Annotated in this window: 22 protein-coding genes and 2 tRNA genes; 7 read left to right on the forward strand and 17 right to left on the reverse strand. The window is 71.2% G+C overall.

Annotated features, from left to right (window positions below):
• The first annotated feature begins 65 nt into the window (after positions 1 to 65).
• Positions 66 to 1,736 (forward strand): hypothetical protein, encoded by a 1,671-nt coding sequence (locus ACHFIV_RS20105; protein ID WP_398970738.1) that lies wholly within the window; start codon positions 66 to 68, stop codon positions 1,734 to 1,736.
• A 57-nt stretch (positions 1,737 to 1,793) separates the two neighbouring features.
• Here ACHFIV_RS20105 and ACHFIV_RS20110 read toward each other — a convergent pair whose 3' ends face one another.
• On the reverse strand, positions 1,794 to 2,366 hold the full coding sequence (locus ACHFIV_RS20110) for an HIT family protein (protein ID WP_398970741.1): 573 nt from the start codon (positions 2,364 to 2,366) through the stop codon (positions 1,794 to 1,796).
• A 66-nt stretch (positions 2,367 to 2,432) separates the two neighbouring features.
• On the opposite strand from ACHFIV_RS20110, the gene ACHFIV_RS20115 reads away from it, so the two are divergent.
• The gene (locus ACHFIV_RS20115) at positions 2,433 to 3,110 is read left to right on the forward strand and encodes a potassium channel family protein (protein WP_398970744.1); all 678 of its coding nucleotides are present in this window, start codon (positions 2,433 to 2,435) and stop codon (positions 3,108 to 3,110) included.
• Positions 3,111 to 3,139: 29 nt separating this feature from the next.
• Here the strand turns inward: ACHFIV_RS20115 and thrS are convergent, their stop codons facing one another.
• The 3 genes from thrS to ACHFIV_RS20130 form a co-directional block, all read right to left on the reverse strand.
• Positions 3,140 to 5,116, reverse strand: coding sequence for a threonine--tRNA ligase (thrS, locus tag ACHFIV_RS20120; protein ID WP_398970746.1), 1,977 nt, complete (start codon positions 5,114 to 5,116; stop codon positions 3,140 to 3,142).
• A gap of 101 nt (positions 5,117 to 5,217) precedes the next feature.
• The gene (locus ACHFIV_RS20125; RefSeq protein ID WP_398970749.1) at positions 5,218 to 6,465 is read right to left on the reverse strand and encodes a hypothetical protein; all 1,248 of its coding nucleotides are present in this window, start codon (positions 6,463 to 6,465) and stop codon (positions 5,218 to 5,220) included.
• The gene (locus ACHFIV_RS20130; protein WP_398970752.1) at positions 6,465 to 7,064 is read right to left on the reverse strand and encodes a DUF4365 domain-containing protein; all 600 of its coding nucleotides are present in this window, start codon (positions 7,062 to 7,064) and stop codon (positions 6,465 to 6,467) included. Before ACHFIV_RS20130 ends, ACHFIV_RS20125 begins: the two co-directional genes overlap by 1 nt.
• Before the next feature lie 194 nt (positions 7,065 to 7,258).
• Between ACHFIV_RS20130 and ACHFIV_RS20135 the strand changes: the two genes are divergently transcribed.
• Positions 7,259 to 7,984, forward strand: a complete 726-nt coding sequence (locus tag ACHFIV_RS20135; protein WP_398970755.1) for a 3'-5' exonuclease — start codon at positions 7,259 to 7,261, stop codon at positions 7,982 to 7,984.
• A 63-nt stretch (positions 7,985 to 8,047) separates the two neighbouring features.
• Here ACHFIV_RS20135 and ACHFIV_RS20140 read toward each other — a convergent pair.
• Both ACHFIV_RS20140 and ACHFIV_RS20145 read right to left on the reverse strand, forming a co-directional pair.
• Positions 8,048 to 8,119, reverse strand: a tRNA-Val gene (locus ACHFIV_RS20140).
• Positions 8,120 to 8,158: 39 nt separating this feature from the next.
• Positions 8,159 to 8,605, reverse strand: coding sequence for an SRPBCC family protein (locus tag ACHFIV_RS20145; RefSeq protein WP_398970758.1), 447 nt, complete (start codon positions 8,603 to 8,605; stop codon positions 8,159 to 8,161).
• Between the two features lie 91 nt (positions 8,606 to 8,696).
• On the opposite strand from ACHFIV_RS20145, the gene ACHFIV_RS20150 reads away from it, so the two are divergent.
• Positions 8,697 to 11,102 carry an SCO7613 C-terminal domain-containing membrane protein gene (locus ACHFIV_RS20150; protein ID WP_398970761.1) on the forward strand — a complete coding sequence of 802 codons (2,406 nt, stop codon included), beginning with the start codon at positions 8,697 to 8,699 and terminating at the stop codon, positions 11,100 to 11,102.
• On the opposite strand, the gene ACHFIV_RS20155 is transcribed toward ACHFIV_RS20150, so the two are convergent.
• The 7 genes from ACHFIV_RS20155 to ACHFIV_RS20185 form a co-directional block, all read right to left on the reverse strand.
• Positions 11,099 to 13,843, reverse strand: coding sequence for an exo-rhamnogalacturonan lyase family protein (locus tag ACHFIV_RS20155; RefSeq protein ID WP_398970764.1), 2,745 nt, complete (start codon positions 13,841 to 13,843; stop codon positions 11,099 to 11,101). The two genes, ACHFIV_RS20150 and ACHFIV_RS20155, sit on opposite strands and share 4 nt — an antisense overlap.
• A 58-nt stretch (positions 13,844 to 13,901) precedes the next feature.
• Entirely contained in the window at positions 13,902 to 14,450 is a 549-nt protein-coding gene (locus tag ACHFIV_RS20160) for a hypothetical protein (RefSeq protein ID WP_398971125.1), read from the reverse strand.
• Positions 14,451 to 14,498: 48 nt separating this feature from the next.
• Entirely contained in the window at positions 14,499 to 15,359 is an 861-nt protein-coding gene (locus ACHFIV_RS20165) for a carbohydrate ABC transporter permease (RefSeq protein ID WP_398970767.1), read from the reverse strand.
• Entirely contained in the window at positions 15,356 to 16,348 is a 993-nt protein-coding gene (locus tag ACHFIV_RS20170) for a carbohydrate ABC transporter permease (RefSeq protein ID WP_398971128.1), read from the reverse strand. Before ACHFIV_RS20170 ends, ACHFIV_RS20165 begins: the two co-directional genes overlap by 4 nt.
• Before the next feature lie 10 nt (positions 16,349 to 16,358).
• Entirely contained in the window at positions 16,359 to 17,645 is a 1,287-nt protein-coding gene (locus ACHFIV_RS20175) for an ABC transporter substrate-binding protein (RefSeq protein ID WP_398970771.1), read from the reverse strand.
• Between the two features lie 219 nt (positions 17,646 to 17,864).
• Positions 17,865 to 17,936 (reverse strand) — tRNA-Val (locus tag ACHFIV_RS20180).
• Between the two features lie 54 nt (positions 17,937 to 17,990).
• A complete protein-coding gene (locus ACHFIV_RS20185; protein WP_398970774.1) occupies positions 17,991 to 18,446 on the reverse strand; it encodes a TIGR02611 family protein in 456 nt (151 codons plus the stop codon).
• Positions 18,447 to 18,636: 190 nt separating this feature from the next.
• Between ACHFIV_RS20185 and ACHFIV_RS20190 the strand changes: the two genes are divergently transcribed.
• Both ACHFIV_RS20190 and ACHFIV_RS20195 read left to right on the forward strand, forming a co-directional pair.
• A complete protein-coding gene (locus ACHFIV_RS20190; protein WP_003959770.1) occupies positions 18,637 to 19,050 on the forward strand; it encodes an SsgA family sporulation/cell division regulator in 414 nt (137 codons plus the stop codon).
• Positions 19,051 to 19,509: 459 nt separating this feature from the next.
• The gene (locus tag ACHFIV_RS20195; protein WP_398970777.1) at positions 19,510 to 20,067 is read left to right on the forward strand and encodes a CGNR zinc finger domain-containing protein; all 558 of its coding nucleotides are present in this window, start codon (positions 19,510 to 19,512) and stop codon (positions 20,065 to 20,067) included.
• Positions 20,068 to 20,156: 89 nt separating this feature from the next.
• Here ACHFIV_RS20195 and ACHFIV_RS20200 read toward each other — a convergent pair whose 3' ends face one another.
• The 3 genes from ACHFIV_RS20200 to ACHFIV_RS20210 all read right to left on the reverse strand — a co-directional run bounded on the left by ACHFIV_RS20200 (position 20,157) and on the right by ACHFIV_RS20210 (position 22,280).
• Positions 20,157 to 20,312 (reverse strand): hypothetical protein, encoded by a 156-nt coding sequence (locus tag ACHFIV_RS20200; RefSeq protein ID WP_167526178.1) that lies wholly within the window; start codon positions 20,310 to 20,312, stop codon positions 20,157 to 20,159.
• 179 nt (positions 20,313 to 20,491) lie between these two features.
• Positions 20,492 to 21,502 carry a LacI family DNA-binding transcriptional regulator gene (locus ACHFIV_RS20205; protein WP_398970779.1) on the reverse strand — a complete coding sequence of 337 codons (1,011 nt, stop codon included), beginning with the start codon at positions 21,500 to 21,502 and terminating at the stop codon, positions 20,492 to 20,494.
• A 313-nt stretch (positions 21,503 to 21,815) separates the two neighbouring features.
• On the reverse strand, positions 21,816 to 22,280 hold the full coding sequence (locus ACHFIV_RS20210) for a hypothetical protein (protein ID WP_398970781.1): 465 nt from the start codon (positions 22,278 to 22,280) through the stop codon (positions 21,816 to 21,818).
• A 154-nt stretch (positions 22,281 to 22,434) separates the two neighbouring features.
• On the opposite strand from ACHFIV_RS20210, the gene ACHFIV_RS20215 reads away from it, so the two are divergent.
• Positions 22,435 to 22,950, forward strand: coding sequence for a DsbA family protein (locus ACHFIV_RS20215; protein WP_398970783.1), 516 nt, complete (start codon positions 22,435 to 22,437; stop codon positions 22,948 to 22,950).
• A 15-nt stretch (positions 22,951 to 22,965) separates the two neighbouring features.
• On the opposite strand, the gene ACHFIV_RS20220 is transcribed toward ACHFIV_RS20215, so the two are convergent.
• The gene (locus tag ACHFIV_RS20220) at positions 22,966 to 23,802 is read right to left on the reverse strand and encodes a GNAT family N-acetyltransferase (protein WP_398970786.1); all 837 of its coding nucleotides are present in this window, start codon (positions 23,800 to 23,802) and stop codon (positions 22,966 to 22,968) included.
• Between the last annotated feature and the right edge of the window lie 28 nt (positions 23,803 to 23,830).

The following is a 23,830-nucleotide window of genomic DNA, read 5'->3' on the forward strand; positions in this document are numbered from 1 at the left end:
GTGTGCGACGTACGGTAGTTGGGAACAGCCGCAGGAGCAGGCCGTGCGGGCGAGTGGGGGCGACAGTGGCCAACGACGGATTCGATTTCTCTCCCGGAGCGCAGATCCCGCTCCAGGGAACGGGCGGACAGGCGGTGGCGACCAACGCCCTCGCCTCCGCCGCGTACCGCGACAGCGATGTGACGGAGATCCTCAAGGCCAACAGCGAGTGGCACAAGTCCGAGGTGAAACCGGGCGAGTCCACGCTGTTCAAGTCCGACTACTTCAAGCCGAATCTCGGCGAGGCGTTCTCCAGGGCCGTCCAGGAACGCATGCTCGGCGGTGGCCGCAACGCCCTCATCCAGTCCTTCGGCACCGACCCGCAGACCGTCGTCGAGCACTGCCTGTCCGCGACCCGGCTGCGCAAGGCGCGCGACACGAAGCTGACCCTGGTCACCGCCGTGTTCGGCTTCGCCTTCCTGCCCGGCCTGGTCCTCTGGGTCCTGGCCTTCCGGCTGCGGGACTTCCTCAACAAGTCCAAGGACAAGCTCTTCCAGGCGCTGGGCGGAATCCTGCTCGTCGCGCTCGGCGCCGCCGCCGCCTTCTTCCTGATCACGATGCCGCTCACCGGTTTCCTCGGCCTCTACCTGCGGGCCGCCGCCATCGCCCCCCTGATCGGCTGGCTGCTCGCCAAAAGGATCGCGGAGGCCTCCGTCAAGGACCTGCGCGCCCGCTGGGAGGGGCTCCTCTCCGGCGGCGGCGTCAGTGCGAAGATCCCCGAGGCGGTACCCAAGAACCCCAGCGAGACCGCCCGTGAGGCGCTGCGCCAGGGCCTGGAGAAGCTCTCCGCCGAGCAGCAGTCCAACGCCGTCTTCTACGCGGGCCCCAAGGGAATCCTCGGCATGGGTACCCGCTGGGGCAGCTGGCAGCTCGCCGAGGAGCTCAAGCCGGAGGACCCCACCAGGGAGATCCACCAGTTCCGCAGCTGGGACGTCGTACGGGCCATCCACGACCAGCTGAAGATGCTGGAGCGCGGCCCGCTGAACACCGGTGGCTTCCCCACGCCGTCCGTCAAGCACTGGATCGTCTCGCCCGTCGGCGAGAACGCGGACACCGTCTCGCGTCCCGAGGGCGAGGACGTCGCCACCTTCCAGATCAAGCCCCACGAGATACAGCGCATCTGCAACCACCAGCAGTTCGGCAGTGGCAACCGGCACTACCTGGGCGTCCAGTTCACCCTCTGGGACGGCCAGCTGGTCATCACGATGCTGATCACCGTCACCGTGCTCCACGAGACGCTGCGGATCGAGGTCACCGGACACGCGCTGGGGCCCGTCCACTCGCTCTTCCTCACCAAGCCGGAGGCCGCGACCAAGACGGTCAAGAAGGCGGTCAGGTTCTGGGAGACCCGGAAGATCACGCTCCCCCTGGTCAAGGCGAGCGAGGTCGTGCGGCTCTCCCTGCGCGCGCCCTTCACCTGGTACCCGCCGCTGCTGGACTACCTGGGCGGGAAGATCGTCCTGCCCGAGCCCTTCGGCCTGCGCCACGCCTGGGCCGCCAAGCCGTGGGGCCACCGCTTCATGGCAGACGACGCCATGCGGACGGCCACCCCGGTCCTGCGTGTCGTCCACTCCGCGACGATGCGGGTGCTGAAGGAACACGGCGTCGACACCGAGCGCTTCGACAACCGCTCCATGATCCTCAGCGGACTGGTGCAGGACCCCGCCCCCAGGAAGGCCGACGTCTACGACGCGTGAGCCAGCCCGGGGCCGGACCCGCCCGGGCAGGCACCACACGGGGCGGAGGATGTCAGGTCAGGCGGACGGCAGTCCCGCCGGCCACACGTCGGCCAGCATCGTCCGGGTGTCTCCCAGCAGCTGCGGGAGCACCTTCGTGTGTCCGACGACCGGCATGAAGTTGGTGTCCCCGCCCCAGCGCGGTACCACGTGCTGGTGGAGGTGCGCGGCGATACCCGCGCCGGCCTCGGCACCCTGGTTCATCCCGATGTTGAAGCCGTGCGCCCCTGAGGCGGCCCGCAGCGCGACCATGGCCCGCTTGGTGAAGTCGGCCAGCTCCGCGGTCTCCGGGCCGTCGAGCTCCGTGTAGTCGGCCACGTGGCGGTAGGGCACGACCATCAGGTGCCCGCCGTTGTACGGATACAGATTGAGCACCGCGTAGACCTTCTCGCCGCGCGCGATGACCAGCCCGTCCTCGTCGGATTTGGACGGAATCTCACAGAACGGGCAGCCGTCCCCCGCTCCCGGGCCGCTCGGCTTGCTCTCACCCTGGATGTAGGCCATCCGGTGGGGCGTCCACAGGCGCTGGAACGCGTCGGGCGTCCCCACTCCGATCTGCTGCTCCGGCTCACTCGTCATGCCGGTCAGCATATTGCGTCACTCCCCCCGCGCGTGTCGCCGGGGCCGACGCCGCCCGCGCACCGCGATGCTGACGCCATGAGCGACCGTCCCGCGGCCCCCGCCCCCGACCGGCTGAAGGAATGGGAGCAACGCACCGAGGTGCCCCTCTTCGCCGCGTCGCTGGTCTTCCTGGCCGGCTACGCGGTCCGCGTGCTCGCCCCTCTCGGCGCCCAGCCATGGCGTGACGTCGCCCTCGCTCTCGTGGCCGCCACCTGGCTGCTCTTCGCCGTGGACTACGGCGTACGGCTCCGCCTCAGCGGCCAGGGCCGGCGTTTCGTCCGCAGCCACTGGCTGGACACGGTCGTCCTCCTGCTGCCGCTGCTGCGCCCGCTGTGCGTGGTCCGGATCTACACGGCGGTCCAGAGGCGCCGGGCGCGTCCCCGGATGAGCCTCTACGCCCGGGTCATGACGTATGCGGGACTCACGACGCTCCTTCTCGGCTTCTCCGCGGCCCTCGCGGTGTACCACCAGGAGAGGGGCGCCCCGGGCACCACGATCCGTACGTTCGGGGACGCGGTGTGGTGGGCGTGCGCGACGCTCACGACGGTCGGGTACGGCGACGCCGTGCCGGTGACGTTCGGCGGGCGCCTCGTCGCGGCGGGCCTGATGGCGTGCGGGCTGGCTCTGCTGGGGGCGGTGACGGGGTCGTTCTCGTCGTGGCTCCTCCAGGTGTTCGCCCGGGAGGACGAGAAGAGGCCCCCGGGGAGCGCCTAGCTCCCCGGGGGCCTCCGCTCAGGCGAGGATCACACCTGTACGCGGCGCTCCACCACATCGGCGAGCTTGGCGATCGCCTCGTCGCGGGCGATGCCGTTCTCCTGCGACCCGTCGCGGTACCGGAAGGACACCGTGCCCGCGTTCATGTCCTCGTCCCCGACGATGATCATGAACGGGACCTTGGCCTTCTGGTGGTTCCTGATCTTCTTCTGCATCCGGTCGGAGGAGGCGTCCACCTCGACGCGCAGCCCCTTCCTCCGGGCCTGGGCGGCGAACTCCTGGAGGTACGGGATGTGGGTGTCGCCGATCGGGATGCCGACCGCCTGGACCGGGGCCAGCCAGACCGGGAACGCGCCCGCGTAGTGCTCGAGCAGCACGGCGAAGAAGCGCTCGATGGAGCCGAACAGCGCGCGGTGGATCATGACCGGTCGCTGCTTGGTGCCGTCCGGGCCGGTGTACTCCAGGTCGAAGCGCTCGGGCAGGTTGAAGTCGAGCTGCACGGTCGACATCTGCCAGGTGCGGCCGATGGCGTCCTTGCACTGCACCGAGATCTTCGGCCCGTAGAACGCGGCGCCGCCCGGGTCCGGGACCAGGGGCAGACCCTGCTTCTCGGCGACCTGGCGCAGCGTCTCGGTGGCCTCCTCCCAGACCTCGTCGCTGCCGACGAACTTCTCCGGGTCCTTGGTGGAGAGCTCCAGGTAGAAGTCCGTGAGGCCGTAGTCGCGGAGGAGGTTCAGGACGAAGGTGAGCGTCCTGTCGAGCTCCTCCGCCATCTGCTCCTTGGTGCAGTAGATGTGCGCGTCGTCCTGGGTGAAGCCGCGCGAGCGGGTCAGGCCGTGCACGACACCCGACTTCTCGTACCGGTAGACCGTGCCGAACTCGAAGAGGCGCAGCGGCAGTTCACGGTAGGAGCGGCCGCGCGCGTCGAAGATCAGGTTGTGCATCGGGCAGTTCATCGGCTTGAGGTAGTAGTCCACCCCGTCGTCGAGCTGCATGGGCGGGTACATGCCGTCGGCGTACCAGTCCAGGTGGCCGGACTTCTCGAAGAGCTTGCCCTTGGTCGCGTGGGGACTGTAGACGAACTCGTAGCCCTCCTCCTCGTGGCGGCGCCGCGAGTAGTCCTCCATGGCCCGGCGGATGACGCCGCCCTTGGGGTGGAAGACCGCGAGGCCGGGGCCGATCTCGTCGGGGAAGGAGAAGAGGTCCAGCTCGTTGCCGAGCTTGCGGTGGTCGCGCTTGGCGGCCTCCTCCAGGAACAGCAGGTGCGCCTTGAGCTCGTCCTTGGTGGGCCAGGCGGTGCCGTAGATGCGCTGGAGCATCGGGTTCTTCTCGCTGCCGCGCCAGTACGCCGCCGCGTTCCGCATCAGCTTGAACGCGGGGATGAAGCGGGTGGTGGGCAGGTGCGGGCCCCGGCAGAGGTCCTTCCAGCACAGGTCGCCGGTCTTGGCGTCCAGGTTGTCGTAGATGGTCAGCTCGCCGCCGCCCACCTCGACGTCCGCGCCGTCATCCGTGGAGGCCGAGCCCTTGATGCCGATGAGCTCCAGCTTGTACGGCTCGCCCGCGAGCTCCTCGCGGGCGGCCTCGTCGGTGACGACGCGGCGGGAGAACTTCTGGCCCCGCTTCTGGATCTCCTGCATCTTCTTCTCGATGGCCTTGAGGTCCTCGGGCGTGAACGGCCTCTCGACGTCGAAGTCGTAGTAGAAGCCGTCCTTGACCGGGGGCCCGATGCCCAGCTTGGCCTCGGGGAACAGCTCCTGCACGGCCTGCGCCATGACGTGCGCGGTGGAGTGCCGCAGGATGTTCAGGCCGTCCTCGGAGGAGATCTCCACGGGCTCGACGACCTCGCCGTCCCGGAGCTCGTACGCGAGGTCCCGCAGCTCGCCCTCGACCCGCGCGGCCACGACGGTGCGCTGCCCGGGGAAGAGCTCGGCGGCCGTCGTGCCCGTCGTCACCACGCGCTCTTCCCGCTCGGAATCGCGTTGGATGATCACACGGACGTCTGACACCGGTCTCTCCTGACTGAGGGGGTGCGTCGCTTTCCTCTGCGCGCGCAAGAGGAATCGTACCGAGCCGGGGGGCCTCGACGCGAAAGGGATACCGCGGCCCCCTACTCCCCCGTGTCCTCGCCCGCGCAGGCCTCCTCGAAGAAGTCGACGTTCTCGTGGAGCGCCTTCATGAGCCGGTCCCTCTCCGCCTCGTCCACCTGGACCGGCGCGACCTGCGAGGCGCCGGCGAGCCGCCGGAACCCGCCCCGGTTCTCCAGCCTCCCCTCCACCCGCAGCGGCAGGCCGACCAGGTGGGCGTGACCGGCGATCCGGTAGGCCTCCTCGTCGAGCTGGATCCGTACGTGCGCGACCTCCGCCCCCGCCAGCACCCGCAGCCGCACGATGCCGGGGCCGCGCGGCCCCGCACGGCGCAGCCGCACGACGGCACCGGTGATCCGTACGGGCACGTCGGGCTCGTCCCGCAAGTAGCGCGCTCCGGCCAGGCGGAGGGCGGGCAGGTCGCCGGGGGAGAACTCGACGGGCTCGGGGCTCGCGGGGCAGCCTTCGGGGGTCCCGGCGGCGGGAGCCCAGGCGAGGGTGATCCTGGCGCCTTCCGCCCCACGGACGAGGTCGACGACCGCCCGGGTCAGTTCCCGGCTCACCCCGGCGGCGACCGCGGCGTCGAACGCGTCCGTCCCACCGGTGGCCCGCTGGTAGTCGACGGCTTCCCTGGCGGCGTGCAGCGCCGCGTACAGCTGGACGGCGACGGCCCGTCCCGAGGTGACGGGGACGAAGGCGGTGAGGCTGCGGCCGTCGGCCGCCGGCCCGACCAGGGTGTCGTCCAGGGCGCTCTTGGCCTTCCTCCTGCGCCGGGCGCCGTGATGGCCCGCCCTGCCGCGCACGGCGAGGGATCCGGCGAGGAGTATCTGCCGGGCCGCCGTGCGCAGCTGGTCGGCGCCCGTCCAGTCGGCGGCCCCCGCGGCGCCCTCGGGGACGTCGCGCCACCAGCGGATCTCGTCGCTCGGCACGGTGAGGGCGACCAGGATGTCGCGGGCCGAGGGCGCGGCGCTGCGGGTGAGCGCGGTCAGGGCCTCGGCGAGCAGGTCCTCGCCGTCGGGGTGGGCGGTGCTGTCCGGCACCAGCAGGCTGGTGCCGCCTGCGGCGGGGCCGGGCGGGAGCCAGCGGCTGTACCGGCCCCGGGCGCCGCCGTGCCGGTGCCACCCGTGCCGCCGCAGCAGGGCGGTGAGAACGGCGGGGTCGACGCGTGCGGGATCAGGAGTCTGTCCGGGGCCGGGGCCGTCGGCACAGGACTGTGCCCGGCCGCCTGCCGGGACCGTCCCTCCGGTGGGTTCGTCCGTCGACCGGTGCATCAGGGTCTCCCTCCCGCCCCGACTCGGGCCATGATGTCGCAGAGCGCGCGGTCGTCGAAGATCCGCGAGGTCGGGATCCGCACGGTGGTCCGGTGCCTGCCCGTCACCGGATGGCCGGCCAGGTTCGTCCAGTAACAGCAGTGCCGCAGGTCCAGCCGCTCGTGCCCGGCCCGCAGCCAGTCGTCCTGGCTGCGGGGCACGAGCATCACGACGAGGATCTTGTGCACCGACACGGGATCGCGGGCGAGCTTCACCAGATGTGCGTTGTCGAGGGTGAAGGAGAACGCGGCGCCGGGTGGGTGCGGTGGGATCTGGTAGGTGCACTTGAGCTGCACCTTGATGGTCACCTCGTCGTCGACGGTGTGGCCGGGGGCACCGTGGCTGACGTGCCAGTCGATGCCGTTGTCGGGAAAGGGCTGCGAGAGCGAGCAGCCCGCTGCGGCCGCCACCGCGTGGAGGTAGCCCACCTGGAGGGTCTCCATGCAGGCGGTGGTGGCGAGTGTGCCGCGCAGCGGTGGTGTGCTCCGCTGCTGCGGCGGCTTTCCCCCGTGGTCCTCGGTACGGGCGGGACTCCCTGGGTTCGGCTGCGCGAGCGCCATGGCTCCGTGCCTTCCGGGCTGTGCCGACCGGTTGCCCGGTCTCCGCTGGCGGGCTGGTCGACTTCCGTACCCGTCAATGGTGTTGTCACCGCAGGAGCCCGGCCGTAAACGGCGTACCAGGCATACGGTGCGGGTATCACCGAACCGGGCAGAGGAATCCCGTCATCTGCCGCGCAGGCGCGAGGAGTTCGGGGATGACGCATTGGTTCGAGGGGCCGCTGGCGGCTTTTGACACCGAGACAACAGGCGTGGACGTCGAGGAGGACCGGATCGTCTCGGCCGCCCTCGTCGTCCAGGACGCGGCGGGCGGGCGGCTCCGCGTCACCCGCTGGCTGGTCAATCCGGGGATCCCGGTGCCGCCCGGCGCCACCGAGATCCACGGTCTGACCGACGACCATCTCCAGCGCAACGGCCGGTGGCCCTCGCCGGTCGTCGAGGAGATGGCACGGGCGCTGGCCGAGCAGTGCGCGACGGGACGGCCGCTGGTCGTGATGAACGCGCCGTTCGACCTGACACTGCTGGACCGGGAGTTGAGGCGCCACCGGGCGTCGTCACTGGCCGGATACCTGGGCGACAAGCCGCTGTGCGTGCTGGATCCGCGGGTGCTGGACAAGCATCTGGACCGCTACCGCAAGGGCCGTCGCACGCTGACGGACCTGTGCGAGCTGTACGGGGTGCCCCTGGACGGCGCGCACGACGCGGCGGCCGACGCGGCGGCCTCCCTGGAGCTGGTGCGGGCGGTGGGGCGGCGGTTCTCCGCCCGGCTGGAGCACCTGTCACCGGCGGAGGTGCACTCGCTCCAGGCGGTGTGGCACGCCGCTCAGGCGCGCGGGCTGCAGGCCTGGTTCGAGAAGAACGGCGCGGCGGAGGCGGTGGACCCGGCGTGGCCGTTGCGCCCGGATCTGCCTGCGGCGGCCTGACCCGGGCGGCGGACACGCGAAAGCCGGTCCGTCGGTGACTCCGACGGACCGGCTCTTCCCGGGTGGGCGATACTGGGTTCGAACCAGTGACCTCTTCGGTGTGAACGAAGCGCTCTCCCACTGAGCTAATCGCCCGGGAACGGGTTGAACCATACAGGGCTCGGCGGTCCGCGTTCAAACCGCTCGGAGCCACGCCCTCAGTCCGCGGCGTCCGGCGCGCATCATCAGCGCGTGGTTGGCGCGGAAGACGAGGCGCCCGGGCACGGCCAGCCTGCGCAGCAGCGCCCTGCGTACGACGGCCTCCTGCTCGTACACGATCCGGCTGCCGCCCTCGTGCGGGGCGACGGTCCAGCGTGCCCAGCCTTCGAGATCGCCGCTCATCGCCGCTTCGAGGATCCGGGCGACCGGGTCGCTGCGGCGCTGCCGCAGCGTCACGACGAGGTCGTACGGCAGGGACGAGCGGAAGCGTGCCCTGGCGGTGGCACCGTCGACGCGGTGGACCTCGCGGACCTGTGGCCACCAGCGCGGGTAGTCCTCGGCGCGCTCCAGGGCGGCGTAGACGGTGCCGGGCGGGGCGGGCACTTCCCAGACACTGGTGAAGCGGTAGTGGTTCCAGTCCATGTGCCCAGTCTGCGCGCACGGACCTACTCAGGTGCGGAACTGAGTATCCGGACCCATGCAGACGGGTGTGGCCGGCGCCACACTCCGGTGCATGAGACATGTGCCGCCGCCCGCGGAGGAGTTGGCCCTCCTCGATCACGAACTCGCCCGGCTGGACGCCCGCCGGCTGCAGTTGCTGAACCGTCGTGCCTGGCTGCTGAGCGTGCTGCGCGCCCCGGCCGTGCCGTCCCCCGCCCCGGCACCGGTCTCCGGGCCGTACGCTCCGCCCCCGTCGGGACCCGCGCCCGCCCACGGGACGCAGAATGTCCTGCTGGTGCTCGGCGGCCTGCTTTTGACGGTCGCGGCGATCGCGTTCACCCTGTTCAGCTGGGGCGAGATGGGCATCGCCGGCCGTTCGGCGGTCCTGGCGGCGGTGACCGCGGGCGCGCTCGTCACGCCCGCCACGCTGCTGCGCCGCGCCCTGCCCTCGACGGCGGAGGCCGTGGCCGTACTGGCCCTGGTGCTGACGGTGCTGGACGCGGTCGCGCTGCACGCGGTCGCGGCGCCCGGGACGGACGGGCTCGCGTTCGCGGCGGGCGCGTCGGCGGTGCTGGTGGCGGCGTGGACGCTGTACGGGCTGCTGCTCGGCCGTCTGAGGACGCCGCTGCCCGCGGCCGTGGTGGCGGGCCAACTGCCGCTGGTGCTCACCGCCTGGGCGTCGGGAGCGTCCGCGACCGGCTTCGGCTGGGCGCTCCTGGTGACGGCGGCCGCGGATGTCGCGGTGGCGTCGTGGGGCCGCGGGTACGCGGTGCGGGTCACGGCGTGCGCCGGGGCGTTGCTGACCGGGCTGGTCTCGCTGGCACTGGGGCTGGGGCTGTCCGTGTCGGCCCACGGTGTGCCGGGGGCCGTGGGCCCGGGCGCCCTGCTGCTGGCGGGTGCGGTGGTGGCTGCCGCCGGGGCGTGGCGCGCGCCGAAGGGGATGGCCGTACTCGGTGGTGCCGTGGCGGCGCTCGCCACGGTGGCCGCGGTGGGAGGCGTGCTCGGAGCGCCGTTGTCGTGGGACCGGTCGGTCGTGGTGTATCTGCTGAGCGGTGCGGTCCTGTCGGCGGTGGCGACGCTGCCCGGCGTCCCGCGGCCGGTCGTGCGAGGGGTCCTGGGCGCGTCGGCCTCGGTCGTGGCCGGCGCGGTGCTGTGGGCGGCGCCGGTGGTGGCCGCGGCGCTGCTGGGACCCGCGTCGGTGACGGCGAGGGTGTGGTCCGGGGCACCGGGGGGTCTACGGGACGCGGTGGGGCCCTCGATCGCGTGGTCGGAGTCGGCTTCCTCCCCGGTGGTGCTGGCGGTGGCGGCCGTTCTGGCGGCCGCGCTCCACTTCGGACGGCCGCGGGTGCTCCCGGAGCCTGGGCGTCGCGCCGCGGCGGCCGCCGGGGTGGTCCTGGGGTGGGGCGCGGTGCTGTCGCTGCTGGTGGTGGCGGATGTTCCGTACGGGGTCGCCGTGGCCGGGGAGTTGCTGCTGGTCGCCGTGCTTCTGGCCCTGGCGGCGCGTCGCGGGGCGGACTGTGTCGCGGTGACCTGCCTGGTGTGCGCGCTGGTGGGGGCCGTGAGCGTGGCGGTGCTGGGCCTGGCCGCGGAACCTGCGACGTACGCGGTCCTCGGGACGCTGCTCGTCCTGTGCGCCGGAGCCGCGGCGGCGTCCCAGGTGCCCGTGGTGCGGTCGGTGCTCGCCTGTGCCTCGGTGCTGTCCGCGATCGCCGTGGCCTCGGCTGCGGGGGCGTCGCTCGGATGGGGCGCCCCGCACACGGCACCGCTGGTGCTGGTGGTGACGGCGGTGACGGTGCTGCTCGGGGCACGGGTGCGGGAGCCGGTCGTGGCGGTGGCCCTGGAGCTCGCGGGGGCGTTCGCGGCCGTGGTCGCCGTGGCTCTCGCCGTGCCGGACGCGCCGTTCCTGGCGCTGGTGCTGGGCCTGTGCGGGGTGCTGGCCGCGGCCACGGCACTGCGGCCGGAGCGCCGTCGGGCCGCGGGCTGGCCGGCGGTGGCGCTGTTCGTGGCGGCGGCGTGGGTGCGACTGGCGGCTTCCGGGGTCACGGACCCCGAGGCGTACACCCTGCCGGTGTCCGTGGCCGCGTTCGCGGTGGGTCACCTGCGCCGCCGCAGGGAGCCGGCCGCCTCGTCGTGGGCGGCGTACGGTCCCGCGCTGTCCATGACGCTGGTCCCGAGCCTCGTGGTGGCGTGGGCCGACCCGCACTGGATGCGGCCGCTGGCGCTGGGGACGGCGGCACTCGTCATCACGCTGGTGGGCGCCCGTCTGCGGCTCCAGGCTCCTCTGGTGCTGGGCGGAACGGTCCTCGCGCTGGACGGGTTGCACGAGTTGGCCCCGCATGTGGTCCAGGTCTTCGACGCGCTTCCGCGCTGGGCGCCCCCGGCGCTCGCCGGGCTGCTGCTGCTCGCGGTCGGTGCGACCTACGAGCAGCGGCTGCGTGACGCGCGCCGGGTGCGGGAGAGCTTCGGCCGGATGCGTTAGGGCATCCTGTCGCCCACGAGTGCGAGGTTCTGGATCGCGGCGAGGCCGTACAGGGCGGTGGTGTTGGTGCTGACCCAGGCCGCTTCACTGCCCGGTACGGGCCCGGTGGGGCCCTCGACCTTCCTGGTGCTCCAGTCGGTGCTCTCCTTGTAGTCCCACGGGTCGGCGCTGCTGTAGAACTGCTTCCACGCCCGGGTCGCCAGGGTGACGTCACCGGTCCGCACGGCGGCGTAGGCGTCCTGCCGGGAGTGGCCCTGGAACAGCAGAAGGGTGCCGAAGTTGCTGCCGTAGCGGGCGGCCTGTTCGGCCTTCGTGGCGTTGAAGTAGCGGCAGTAGTCGATCCAGGCGGCCTCGAAGGCCGGCATGTCGATCATGTCGATGAGCTCCGCGTTGAGCTCGACCAGGCCGAACATGGCCGACAGGTGCGAGACACCGACCGCGGGCTTCTCGGCCACCGCGAACTTCCCGGTGTCGAGGTCGTAGAGGCCGACGCCCTGGACGAAGCCGTTGGGCTGGGCCGCGATGGTCTCCATGGTCGACAGGACGCGGTCCCTGGCCTTCTCCCACTTGGGTCCGCGCCGCTCCCACTCGGTGAGCCAGGCGGAGACCAGGCCGCTCCAGTCCGTGCCGAAGCCGATGGACAGCGCGTGGCGGTCGGGGGTGTAGGGCTCGGTGCGGATCTTGCGGATGGGGTCGAGGGCGAGGAACGTCTCGTCGGAGTCGACGTTGGCGTGCATGAGGTCGCCGACGCGTTCGTCGGCGGTGAGGAAGTAGAACATGCGCCGGTAGGTGGTGTTGGCGATGCGCTGCTGCTTGGCGCTGTCGGCGTAGTGCTGGACGCCGTGGCGGGTGCCGAGGCCCGCCCATTTCCCGAGGTGGTAGACGTCGACCTCACCGGTGTGCCGGGTCATCGCCTCGGCGAAGCGGTAGATGTCGGCGCGGCCCGAACGCATGTAGGCGTACCACAGCCAGAGGTCCGGCGAGAGTTCGGAGTTGTCCCAGGCGTAGCCGCCGACGTCGTAGCACCACTGGTGGCGGGTCGGGTCGTAGGTGTGCATGATGTCGCCGTAGTCCCAGAAGCCGTACCAACGGCGCATCTCCACCTGGTCCTTGTAGTAGGTGAAGAGGAAGTCCAGGTGGTCCTCGATCTTCGACTTGGCGGCCGTGGAGCGGTCGGGTTCGGCGAAGAGGCCGCCGAAGACCTTCGCCTCGACGAGTTGCCGGGGCGGGGCGGCGAGCTGCGGGGGTGTGCGTACGGCGTCGACCTGCTGGGCGAGGGTCTCGGGGGCGGGCGTGGACTCGTTGGCCCAGAACAGGAGTTCGCTGGTCCTGGCGATGCCGTACGGGGTGCCGAAGCCGGGCTCGTAGTCCTCGTACGTGATGTTGAGGCCTTCGAGCTGTTCGGGATAGGTGTCCTGCTCCATCCCGTCGTGGTAGAAGCGCAGGTCCATGGGCTGGGCTTCGGGGGACCAGAGCCAGAGGGTGACCTCGGCCTCGTCGGTGTGCGCGTCGCGGATGTCGAGTTGGGCGGGGTGCTTCTCCCAGAAGTCACGCAGCCCGAAGGAGAATCCCCCGCTGGGGCCACCGACGTATCCGAACCCGGAGGCCCTCCTGCCGCCGCCCGCGCCGATCCAGCCGTGCCCCTTCTTCGTGCGCTTGCGCAGGCCGAAGCCGTCCGCGGAGAGCTGGGAGAGCGTGTAGTCGCCCCATTCGGGGATGTACGGGAGCCGGGTGGTGACCCGCTGGTCCCAGGTGGCGGGATCGGGAAGCTCGCGGCCGGCGAACTGCGCCTCGCGCACCGCTGCCCCGGGGTCCCTGCGCAGCCCGGTGACGCCCTTCACGGCTTCGCGCAGCAGTCCGGTGCCGTCACCGCCGATGCGGATGTGGCGGTCGTACGCCGCGTCGCGCATGGGCACGGTGAAGCGGACGCCCAGGCCCCGCACGAAGTCACCGCTCGCCTTGCCGGGTTCCTGGGTGCCGTCGTAGGTGATGGTGTGCACCATGCGGAAGGAATCGGCGCCGGCGTAGAAGTAGAGGCGCACGGAGAACGGCATCCAGGACCGTGAGCCCCTGCGGTGCTTCCCGTCGATGCGGACGACGGCCCTGACGGGCCCGTCCTGCTCGACCGCGGCCTCCTCGACGACGCTCTCGAAGCGTTCGTACTTCTCGCTGCCCTGGTCACCGTCCTCGATCTCACCCTGGCGCACGAGGACGAGCCGGCCGTCACGGGCGATCTCGGTGGAACCGCGGGTGACCGTCTTGACGAGCGCGGAGCCGTTCGTACCGAGCTTCGCGGTGATCACCCCGGTGGAAACGGTGATGGTGCCCCCTCTGCGCACCGCCGTGACCTTCTTCGACGGCGCGGCCGGGGTTCCGGGTGCCAGGGAGAACTTCCCGGCGGTGGCCTCGGGGCCCACCGCGTGGGCGGTCCACTTGAGCGAGCCGTCCGGCCAGTAGCCGATCGGCCAGGTCTGCACGGGGACGTCCTTGCCGTCCTGAGTGGACAGGGCGAACGTCTGGCCCTTCGCGTACCGCCCCTTGGGCCAGGGCACGCCGAGCGTGGAACCGGGGGCGGCGCCGAGGCCGCCGGACTCCAGCCAGGTCAGGGTGACCGGTTCGTCGCTGCGCTCCGTGCTCCCCGCGGCCGACGCGGGAGCGGCCCCGGAGGACCAGCTGAACTGTGCGGCCGCACCGGCCGCTGCCGCGGCCTTCAGGAGCGTTCTGCGGGGCATCCTGGACATGGTTGTGCCTCTCTCCGTGCGGATGGGGACAGGAAACGGAACAGGGACGGGTAGCGGGTCAGCGGGAGAGCCGGCGCGCCCGTACCGCGGTGGCGGCGGCGGCGACGGCCCCGACGACGGGGACGGCCAGCGGCAGCACCAGGGCGCCGGACAGGACGACGACGGCCATCCCGCAGACCAGCAGGAGGGAGCCGGCCGGGTCGCGGACCGTGTCGCGGCCGGCCTCGGCGAGGAGGGTGCGCCACAGGGCGCCGGGCTCCCAGCAGGAAGCGGCGCGCACCACGGCGACCAGGAAGCCGATCATGGCGAGGATGCCGACCGCCCCCACGAAGGGGCCCCCTGGCAGACCGGCCCGGACAGCGGCCAGGTCGAGCAGGAGCAGGGCCGCCGCGGCCCAGACGGCCGCGCCGACGACCCACCCCCCGCGGGCGGCGGCCCGGGCGTCGGCGGCGAACTCGCGCAGGCCGCCGTGCTCACCGGCGAGGTAGCGGCGCAGGTGCCGGGTCCCCGCGGCGAAGGCCGCGGGGAACGTGAACAGGGGCAGCGCGGCGACGGCGATCCACACGCCGGCGAGCAGACATTCGGAGAACAGGGCGAAGCGGTCCATGACGCGCGAACGCCTCGCCGGGACACGGGTCTTCGTCGCCACGGCGCGTCAGCCCTTCAGGCCCGAGGTGGCCATGCCGTCGATCAGGTACCGCTGGAAGGCCACGAAGAAGGCCAGCACCGGGAGCAGGGCCACCAGCGACATGGCGATCATGCCGCCGTAGTCCGCCACCGCGTCCTGGTCGATGAACATCTTCAGCCCCAGGGAGACGGTGTACTTGTCCGGCTCGTTGAGATAGAGCAGGGGGCCCATGAAGTCGTTCCAGGCGTTGATGAACGTGAAGATCGCGCTGGTGACGAGCGCCGGCCGGCACAGCGGCATGACGATGGACCAGTAGGTCCGCAGGTGCCCGCAGCCGTCCAGCCGTGCCGCCTCGTCGAGTTCCTTCGGCAGCCCGCGCATGAACTGCACCATCAGGAAGACGAAGAAGGCGTCGGTGGCGAGGTACTTGCCGATCAGCAGCGGGGTGAAGGTGTTGATCAGCTCCAGTTTCTGGAACAGGACGTACTGGGGGATGATCAGCACGTGGTACGGCAGCAGGAGAGTGCCGATCATGATGGCGAACATGGCGTTGCGGCCGGCGAACCGCACCTTCGCGAAGGCGTAGGCGGTCAGCGAGCAGGACAGGACCACACCGATCACGGAACCGACGGCTATGTAGGCCGAGTTCAGGAAGAACGTCGAGATCGGGATGTCCGCGATGCCCTCGGTGAGCCGGGTGTAGTTGTCTCCGATCGGGTCGGCCGGGAACAGGTCCAGGGCACCGATGATCTCGGCGCTGGGCTTGAACGAGGCCCCGATCGTCCATGCCACCGGGTAGAGGACCACGGCGAGGATGGCTAGCGCACCGATGTGCCAGGCGAGTGCGCCGGGCCCCCGGCGCCGTACGGCTGCGTACCGGAGACTCATCGGCCGCCCTCCTCGTAGTGCACCCAGCGCTTCTGGGACCAGAACAGCACGGCGGTGACCAGGCCGACCGCGACGAGCAGCAGCCATCCCATGGCCGAGGCGAATCCCATGCGGCTGTTCACGAAGCCTTGTTCGTACAGGTAACAGGTGTAGACGAGTGTCGCGTCGGCCGGTCCACAGGTGCCGTTGCTGACGATGTAGGCCGATCCGAAGATCTGGAAGGAGTGGATGGTCTCCAGCAGGACGTTGAAGAACAGCACCGGCGAGATCATCGGAAGGGTGATGTGGAAGAACCTGCGCCAAGGGCCGGCCCCGTCCACCTCGGCGGCCTCGTACAGCTCACGCGGTACCTGCTTGAGGCCTGCCAGGAAGATGACCATCGGCGCGCCGAACTGCCAGACGGTGAGAGCGATCAGCGCGTAGACGATCATCGCCGGGTCGCCGATCCAGCCGCCGGCCTCGACGCCGAACACCTTCTGCGTACGGTCCACGATCGCGTCGTCCGAGAACAGCGCACGCCAGACGATGGCCGCCGAGACGCTCGCACCGATCAGGGACGGGGCGTAGAAGGCGGCACGGTAGAACGACTGGCCCCACCTCTTCTGGGCGAGCAGCATGGCGACGGCGAGTGCCGCGGCCAGCTTGACCGGGGTGCCGATCAGCACGTACCAGGAGGTGACCTCGACCGACTGGCGCCAGCGGGGGTCCGCGAACATGTCGGTGAAGTTCTGGAGACCGATCCAGCGCGGCGCCTCGAACAAGTTGTACTCGGTGAACGACAGGTACAGCGAGAACACCATCGGCCCGGCGATCAGGAACAGGAAGCCCGCGATCCAGGGCGACATGAACAGGTAGCCGGCCACGTTCTCGCGACGGTCCCGCCGTTTCGGGGCGGCGGGCGGCGCGTTTCCTCCGGGACCGTTCCGCTTGCCGACGGAGCGGCCGTCCCCGGCGTCGAGCACGCCCGGGGAGGTGTGGATGTGGGTCACCACGGTCCTCTCAGTTCGAGGCGAGGGCGGTCTTCGCCTCGGAGAAGAACTGCTTCACGGAGTCCTTCGGCGAGGTCTTGCCCAGGGCGAGGTCGGCACCGATACGCAGGAAGGCCGCCTCGATGACGTCGGCGCCGGCCGGGTGCGGGGTGATGGGCTCGAGGACGCCCGCGTCGGCGATCGCGGTCTCGTACGCGCCGATGGCCTTGCTGGGGGCGTCGCCGGGCTGGTAGGCCTCGAACTGCGCGGTGGTGGCGGGCACGCCGCGGTCGTACCCCATGATCCGGGCCACCTCCGGGTCGTGCGTCATGAAACTGATGAAGGTGGCCACCTCGGCGGGGTGCTTGGTCCGCGCCGAGCCGCTCAGCATCAGAGATCCGAGGTACTGCCCGGTCCTCTTGCCGTCGGTGCTCGGGATGGGCGCGAGGCCGTAGCTGCTCCTGCCCTCCGCGCTGTAGCGGACGGAGAAGTTGTCCCAGGTGAACTCTCCGGCGGACAGGCCCTTGGCGGTGGCCGACGCGGGTTTGATCTGCTCGACCTTGCCGGGGTCCGCGTAGAGACCCGACTTGACCCGCTCGAGGGCCTCGGTCCAGTACGGCAGCAGCTCGGCCTCACCGAAGCCCATGCCGTCCTCGGTGAAGAAGGCCTTGCCGTTCTGGCGCAGGACCAGGTCGTAGAGGTACATCACGCCGTGCGGTCCGGCGTCACCGGCGATCTTCTGCCCGCTCCTGATCTTCCGGAGGCCGGCGAGCCAGTCGTCCCACGTCCAGCCGATCTCGGGTGTGATGCCCGCCTTCTCGTACACCCTCTCGTCGATGACGAGGGCCATCGAGTTGCTGCCGACCGGCACGCCGAGCAGCTTGCCGTCGATCTCGGCGAACTTCTCCAGGCCGGAGCGGAAGCCGGTGAGGTCGAGGTTGCCCTTCTCCACCTGGGGGCTGAGGTCGAGGAGGACGCTCTTCGCCTCGTACTTGCGCAGGAAGGTCACGGCGTTCTGGATGACGTCGGGCGGGTTGCCACCGGCCGCCTGGGTGTTGAACTTCTTCCAGAAGTCCGGGTACTGCTGGAAGTCGGTCTTCACCTTGATCTTCGGATGCTTCTTCTCGAAGAGGCCGACGCACTGCTGGATCTTCTTGGCGCGGTCGTCGGCGCCCCACCACGAGTGCCGGATGGTGACCGGACCGCCGGAACCGCTGCCGCCCGAACCGCAGCCGGCCGCGGTCAGCCCGAGACCGGCCGCCGAGAGGCCGGCCAGCTTCAGCAGCTGCCGCCTGTCCATGCCGTTGTTCCGAGACATAGCTCGCCCCCACCGTTCGCATTGAATCGTTTTAGAAAGCGCTTGCTGGGCAAAAGTAAGGAGCGGCACCGGGCGCGTCAACGGTTAGGACGAAATTTCGGTGGCCTGACGACGGGCCGAACGGCACCGCGGGCGGGGCCCGGGCGGCAGCGTGGCGCACACACGGAAACACCGATGGCCCGGAAGCTTCTCAGAAGCTTCCGGGCCATCGGTCCGGGGTGGGCGATACTGGGTTCGAACCAGTGACCTCTTCGGTGTGAACGAAGCGCTCTCCCACTGAGCTAATCGCCCCGGCGCACGGCTTACATTACCCCATGTCAGCGGCGCCTCAGGACCATCACCGGGTCACTGCTCGATGTCCCACGGCATCACCAGGCCCAATTTCCAGACATAGATCCCCATCAGCACCGCGATGATCACCAGCCCCACCGTCGTGAGGATGATGTTGCGACGCCGGACCTTGGGGTCGAGGGCGCGCTGGGCGGCTTCGGTGACCCTGCGCCGGGTCCAGCGCAGGACGAGCTGCGCCCAGACGAACTCGGTCGCCCAGATCGCCATGCCGCCGAAGATCACCAGCCACCCCGGGCCGGGCAGCGGCAGCATCACGATGCCCGCCCCGACCACGGCGAGGCCGACGATGAAGATCCCGACCTGCCAGCTGAGGTGGAGCACCCTCGATCCCTTGATGAACCCGGGTGCCCGCGACCCCAGCTCGCGCTCCGCCACCCGCTCGTCCCCCGCAGCGGGCTCAGGGGCCACCGTGGCGGCGACCTCTCTCCGCTCGTCACTCTCCGCGTTCATGGGGCCCAACCTACCGGAACCGTGAGCGTCACCGGAATGGACGCATGACCCAAAGTTACACACCGCCGGACGAGCGACCTGAAGCAGCACAAATAGGTCAGAGGGGTTTACAACGCCACCGTAGGTGGCATGTCGATTTCGCCGACGTGCGAATCCCCGAGCGCACACTGAGCGAAAGGCCCTGGCGCTTATGAACACCACGGTCAGCTGCGAGCTGCACCTGCGCCTCGTTGTGTCGAGCGAGTCCTCACTGCCTGTACCCGCGGGCCTGCGGTATGACACGGCCGATCCCTATGCCGTGCACGCCACCTTCCACACCGGAGCGGAGGAGACGGTCGAATGGGTTTTCGCCCGTGACCTCCTTGCCGAGGGGCTGCACAGGCCCACCGGCACCGGAGACGTCCGCGTCTGGCCATCACGTAGTCACGGCCAAGGCGTCGTCTGCATCGCACTGAGCTCCCCGGAGGGCGAAGCCCTGCTGGAAGCCCCGGCAAGGGCCCTGGAGTCGTTCCTGAAGAGGACCGACGCCGCGGTCCCGCCCGGTACCGAGCACCGTCACTTCGACCTCGATACGGAGCTCTCACACATCCTGGCCGAGAGCTGAGCCAGGCCGACAGCTGCGGGACGCCGTCCGACTCGGGGAGACGGCGTCGCGCGGACAACCTCATAGGGCAGGCACCGGCGCCGTCGCCGCGGAACCCACCGCGGCGGCGGCGCCGCGTGCGGGCCGGGGCGGGCGGCGGCCCGGCAGGGTGACGGCGGGCGGGGCGGCGGCAGCGGCCGGGGCGCGGGCGGAGGCGGCCGGCCAGCGCGGGGGGAGCCGCAGGGGATGGCCGGCAGTCCTCGTCACACCGGCATCAGCCGCATCATGCACCTCACCGCTCCCGCCGATGCCCCGTCCGAGGCCACCAGGAGGGCCGCAGGTTCCGTCGATGCCACCGGGCCGGGAAAAGGGGCCTGCGCCTCCCGTTGAGCCCGCACCGGGCCCTGAGCGCCCTCGCCGAGCCAGTAGAGTCAGCCCGCATCGGCGGACGCCCGTCCGCCGGAGGCCAGGGAGCGAAGCGTGCTGATCCCTCACGACACCCGGATCGCCCTCGAAACGGTGGTCGATCTGGTGAACACCGCACCGGAGAGCGACACGGACGACGGGCTCGCCGACGTCGCCGCGCTCTACGACTTCGCGGAGCGCCACGACATCAGCGGGGTGGGCGTACTCGGCGAGAAGGACCTGCGGGCCGTGCAGGACGTCCGCGGACGCTTCGCCGAGATCTTCGCGGCGCCCGACGCGCGCACCGCCGCGGATCTCGTCAACGGCCTGGTGGCCGCCGCCGGGACCACTCCACAGCTCACGAACCACGACGGTTACGACTGGCACGTCCACTACTTCGCGCCCGACGCCTCCGTCGCGGACCACCTCGCGGCCGACTGCGGCATGGCACTGGCCTTCATCGTGGTGGCGGGTGAACAGGAACGGCTGCGTCGGTGCGAGGCCCCGGACTGCCGGGACGCCTTCGTCGACCTGTCGCGCAACCGCTCCCGGCGTTACTGCTCCAGCCGCACCTGCGGCAACCGGCTCCACGTCGCCGCGTACCGGGCCCGGCGCCGGGAGGCGGCGGGCTGACCGTCCCGCCGAGCGGGGGACCCCCCCTCCCGCGGCCCCGGGAGGGGGGCGGCCCAGCGGAGCGGGGGGCGTCCGCGCCGGGCGCCCGCTCACAGGAGGAAGAGATCGTGCAGTGCGGCCATCAGCAGCAGGCCGCCGACGACCGTCAGGAAGATCATCAGGGGCGGCTGGGAAAGCGCGAAGAGGCAGCCACGGGGCTCTTCGGCGGGGGGTGCGGGGGCTTCGCCCCGGGATGTGTCCACCATCTCGTAGCGATCATGACTCAGAGCGGCCCGTGTTGGCGATCAACAGAGCCTTTCGCAGGGCGAGTTCACCCACTCCGGATCAACGGATTCGCTCCCCCGTCCGAAACCCCGCCGGGCGTTCGCCCCGATGCCTCCCACCGGGCCGTCCGGGCGCCCCTGCGGCCGGCCGGTCTCCGGGGTCAGCGCGGAGCCGCGCTGGAGGCGCGTACGACGAGTTCCGGCTGGAGCACCACGCTCCGGTGCCGGTGGGTGCCGTCCTCGTCGTCCGCCTCCTCCAGGAGGAGCTCGGCCGCCATCCTCCCCATCACCACGGCGGGCTGCCGGACCGAGGTGAGCGGCACCGCGGCGGCCGCGGCGAACTCGATGTCGTCGTAACCGACGATGGCGACGTCCTGCGGCACCCGCACACCGGCGGCGTACAGCGACTGCAGGACACCGAGCGCCAGCAGGTCGTTGGCGCAGAACACCGCCGTGGGCCTCGGGACGAGGCCGAGCAGCCTGGCCCCGGCGTCGCGGCCCGCCGCCACGTCGAGGCGGTCGGAGGGGATCTCGACGAGTGCCTCAGGGCCGAGCCCCGCCTCGGCGAGCGCCGCGAGGGCGCCCTCGCGGCGGTCCCTGATCTGGTGCAGATCGCCCGGGCCGCTCACATAGGCGACGGAACGGTGGCCGGCCGTGACGAGATGCCCGACGGCGAGCATGCCGCCGCGCACGTCGTCCACGGAGACGGCGCAGACGTCGGTGGAGGCCGCCACCCGGTCCACCAGCACATAGGGGATCCGGTGGCGGGCGAAGGCCTCGAGATTGCCGCCGCTGGCGTCGGCCGGCGTGACCAGCACCCCGCAGACCCGCTGCTCGGCGAAGAGCCCGAGGTACTCGGCCTCCTCCTCCTGGCTCTGGCCGCTGTTGCAGACCATCACGCCGAGACCGGCTTCCCGGGCCGCCCGCTCGGCGCCGCGGGCGATGTCGACGAAGAACGGGTTGCCCATGTCCAGCACGAGCAGGGCCATGATGCGGCTGCGTCCCGCCCTGAGCTGCCTGGCGGACTCGCTGCGTACGTATCCGAGGTCCTCGATGGCCGCCAGCACACGGGCCCGGGTGTCGGGAAGCACCGCCTCGGGACGGTTGATCACGTTGGAGACCGTGCCCACCGAGACTCCCGCCTGCCGGGCCACGTCCTTGATCCCTGCCACACGCCCCACTTGCCCTGCCCCACTGATGCGTTCGGCCGCCGCGCCCGGCGCGGGGTCCCTGGTCCGCGGACGGGCGTACGGCACGGTCCGGCCCGCCGTCACCTCACCGCGTCCGGCGGATTGAACTGTTTCAATCCGCCGGGACGCCAACCGCATCCCCGGAATACCGTCAAGGTCGAAGCGGCGCGAGCTGAATATACCCACGCGCGGGGCGTGGGCGAGCACCTCCCCACCCACCGCGCGGCCATGAATCGATTCATACCCTCCGCGTGACGCTGCCCGCCCATGGGGGCAGGCGGCGCCGGAGGGCAGGTCAGATCCCGTGCTTCTTCAGGATGGCCTCGATGTCACTGAAGTCGTCACCGGATCCGCCGGTCTGCTGCGGCTTCTTCTTCGGCCTGTTCTGCGCCTGCGGGGCCGAGGAACCGGCTCCGGACGTCAGGGAGGGCGACGAGACCCCCGGCGCGACGGCGGCGTCCCGCTCCGCGGCCCGTGCGGCCTTGCGTTCCCTGCGGCTCGAGCCGCCGCGGCGCTCCACGGCGCGTGTGGTCAGGAAGAGCAGCCAGGCCGCGGCGAGCAGCCCGAAGCCGATCCAGACCGTCGGCTTGAAGACGATGCCCGACAGCCACTCGACGACACCGGTCATCACCAGGCCGACGGGCACCAGCGAGTAGGCGGCGATCCGGGCCGCCGTGAGGAACCGCTTGCGGTACGCGGTGATCGCGGCGATGCCCAGACCGGCCGCCGACACCGCGGAACAGATGGTCTCGGCAAGCATCAGGGCCTCCAGCGATCGGGATACGTCCCTTCCATCCTGCACCGGACCCTGCCGGAGGTGCCACGGTGCGGGACCGCATCAGGGACATTTCAGGGCCATGGTCCTCCCCAGGTCCCGAGTGGGAGGCCCCGGACCCGCCTGGAAGACTGATGCCATGAGCGATTCCACCTCCACAGCACCCCTCGTCCTCGACGTCTGGTGCGATCTCCAGTGCCCCGACTGCCACCGGGCCCTCTCCGACGTCCACGCCCTCCGTGCCCGCTACGGCGACCGGCTGGAGGTCCGGCTGCGCCACTTCCCGCTGGAGAAGAACAAGCACGCGTACGCGGCAGCACAGGCCGCCGAGGAGGCCTTCGTCCAGGGCAAGGGCCGGCCGTACGTCGAGGCCGTCCTCGCCCGCACCGCCGACCTCGCCCGTGCGGGCGAGCCCCTGCTGCTCGAGGTGGCCGGCGAAATGGGCCTGGACGCGGAGGAGTTCGACACCGCGCTGATCGACGGCCGCCATCTGCTGATCGTGGACGCCGACCAGGCGGAGGGGAAGGCGATCGGCGTCACCGGGACCCCGACGTACGTGATCGGCGACGAGCGGCTGGACGGCGGGAAGAGCCAGGAAGGGCTGCGCGCCCGCGTCGAGGAGATCGCCGACCGCCTGCTCGCCGGCCAGGGCTGACCGCCGGGCGTCCGGCTAGAGCGCCTTCGCGAGGTTGTACTGCGTGACCTCGTAGCCGAGCGACTCGTACAGGCGCAGCGCCGGGGTGTTCGAGGTGAAGACGTGCAGGCCGAGCAGACCGAGGCCCGCGCCGAGCGTGATGTGCTCCGCGAGGTGCATCAGCGCGCGGCCGTAGCCGTGCCCCCGGTGCTGCTCGCGCACCTCGATGTCGAACACGTAGCCGAGTTCCTCGCCGTCCGGGGTCTCGCGCCGGGCCACCCAGACATAGCCGACGACCGCTCCGTCGTGGACGAGGACGTGGAAGTACATGCCGGGGGTTGCCAGTCCGTCCGGCAGGTTCGCGGCGTGGTCGTTCTCGGACTTGAGCCGGGCCTGCTCCTCCGGGACGCCGCGCTCCGTCCACTCCTGCGCGTACGTCTCGACGCAGGTGGCGGCCCACTCGGCGTACTCCTGCTCCGTCATGGGGCGTCCCGTGAGCCCGGCGGGCAGCGCGGGGGCGGTCCCCGGAAGGGTCTTCAGCATGTTGCGGCTGCGCTCGGTGTAGCCGAGCACCGTCGCCAGGGTCCGGGCCGCGTGGTTGTCCGCGGGAGCCACCAGGCGGACCTGGGTGCAGCCCCAGCCGCGCAGCACCTCCTCGGCGGCGAGCGCGGCGATGGTCCCCCGGCCTCGCCTGCGGTGCGCCTCCTCGATGCCGAGTGAGTGGAGGACGCCCGCGGAGGCACCGAACGCCGGGTCGGTGGAGATGCCGACGGTGCCCACCTGCCGCCCGTTGTCGCACACGTCGTACGTGCGTGCCCGCGCGCCGTCGGCGCCTTGCTGGACCGGCCCGGCCGGCCGGATGGTCGTGGTCATCAGGGCTTTCTATCCGCTGGACGGCGGG

Origin of the sequence: Streptomyces sp. ALB3 (genome assembly GCF_044385685.1) — a bacterium.
Lineage (GTDB): Bacteria > Actinomycetota > Actinomycetes > Streptomycetales > Streptomycetaceae > Streptomyces.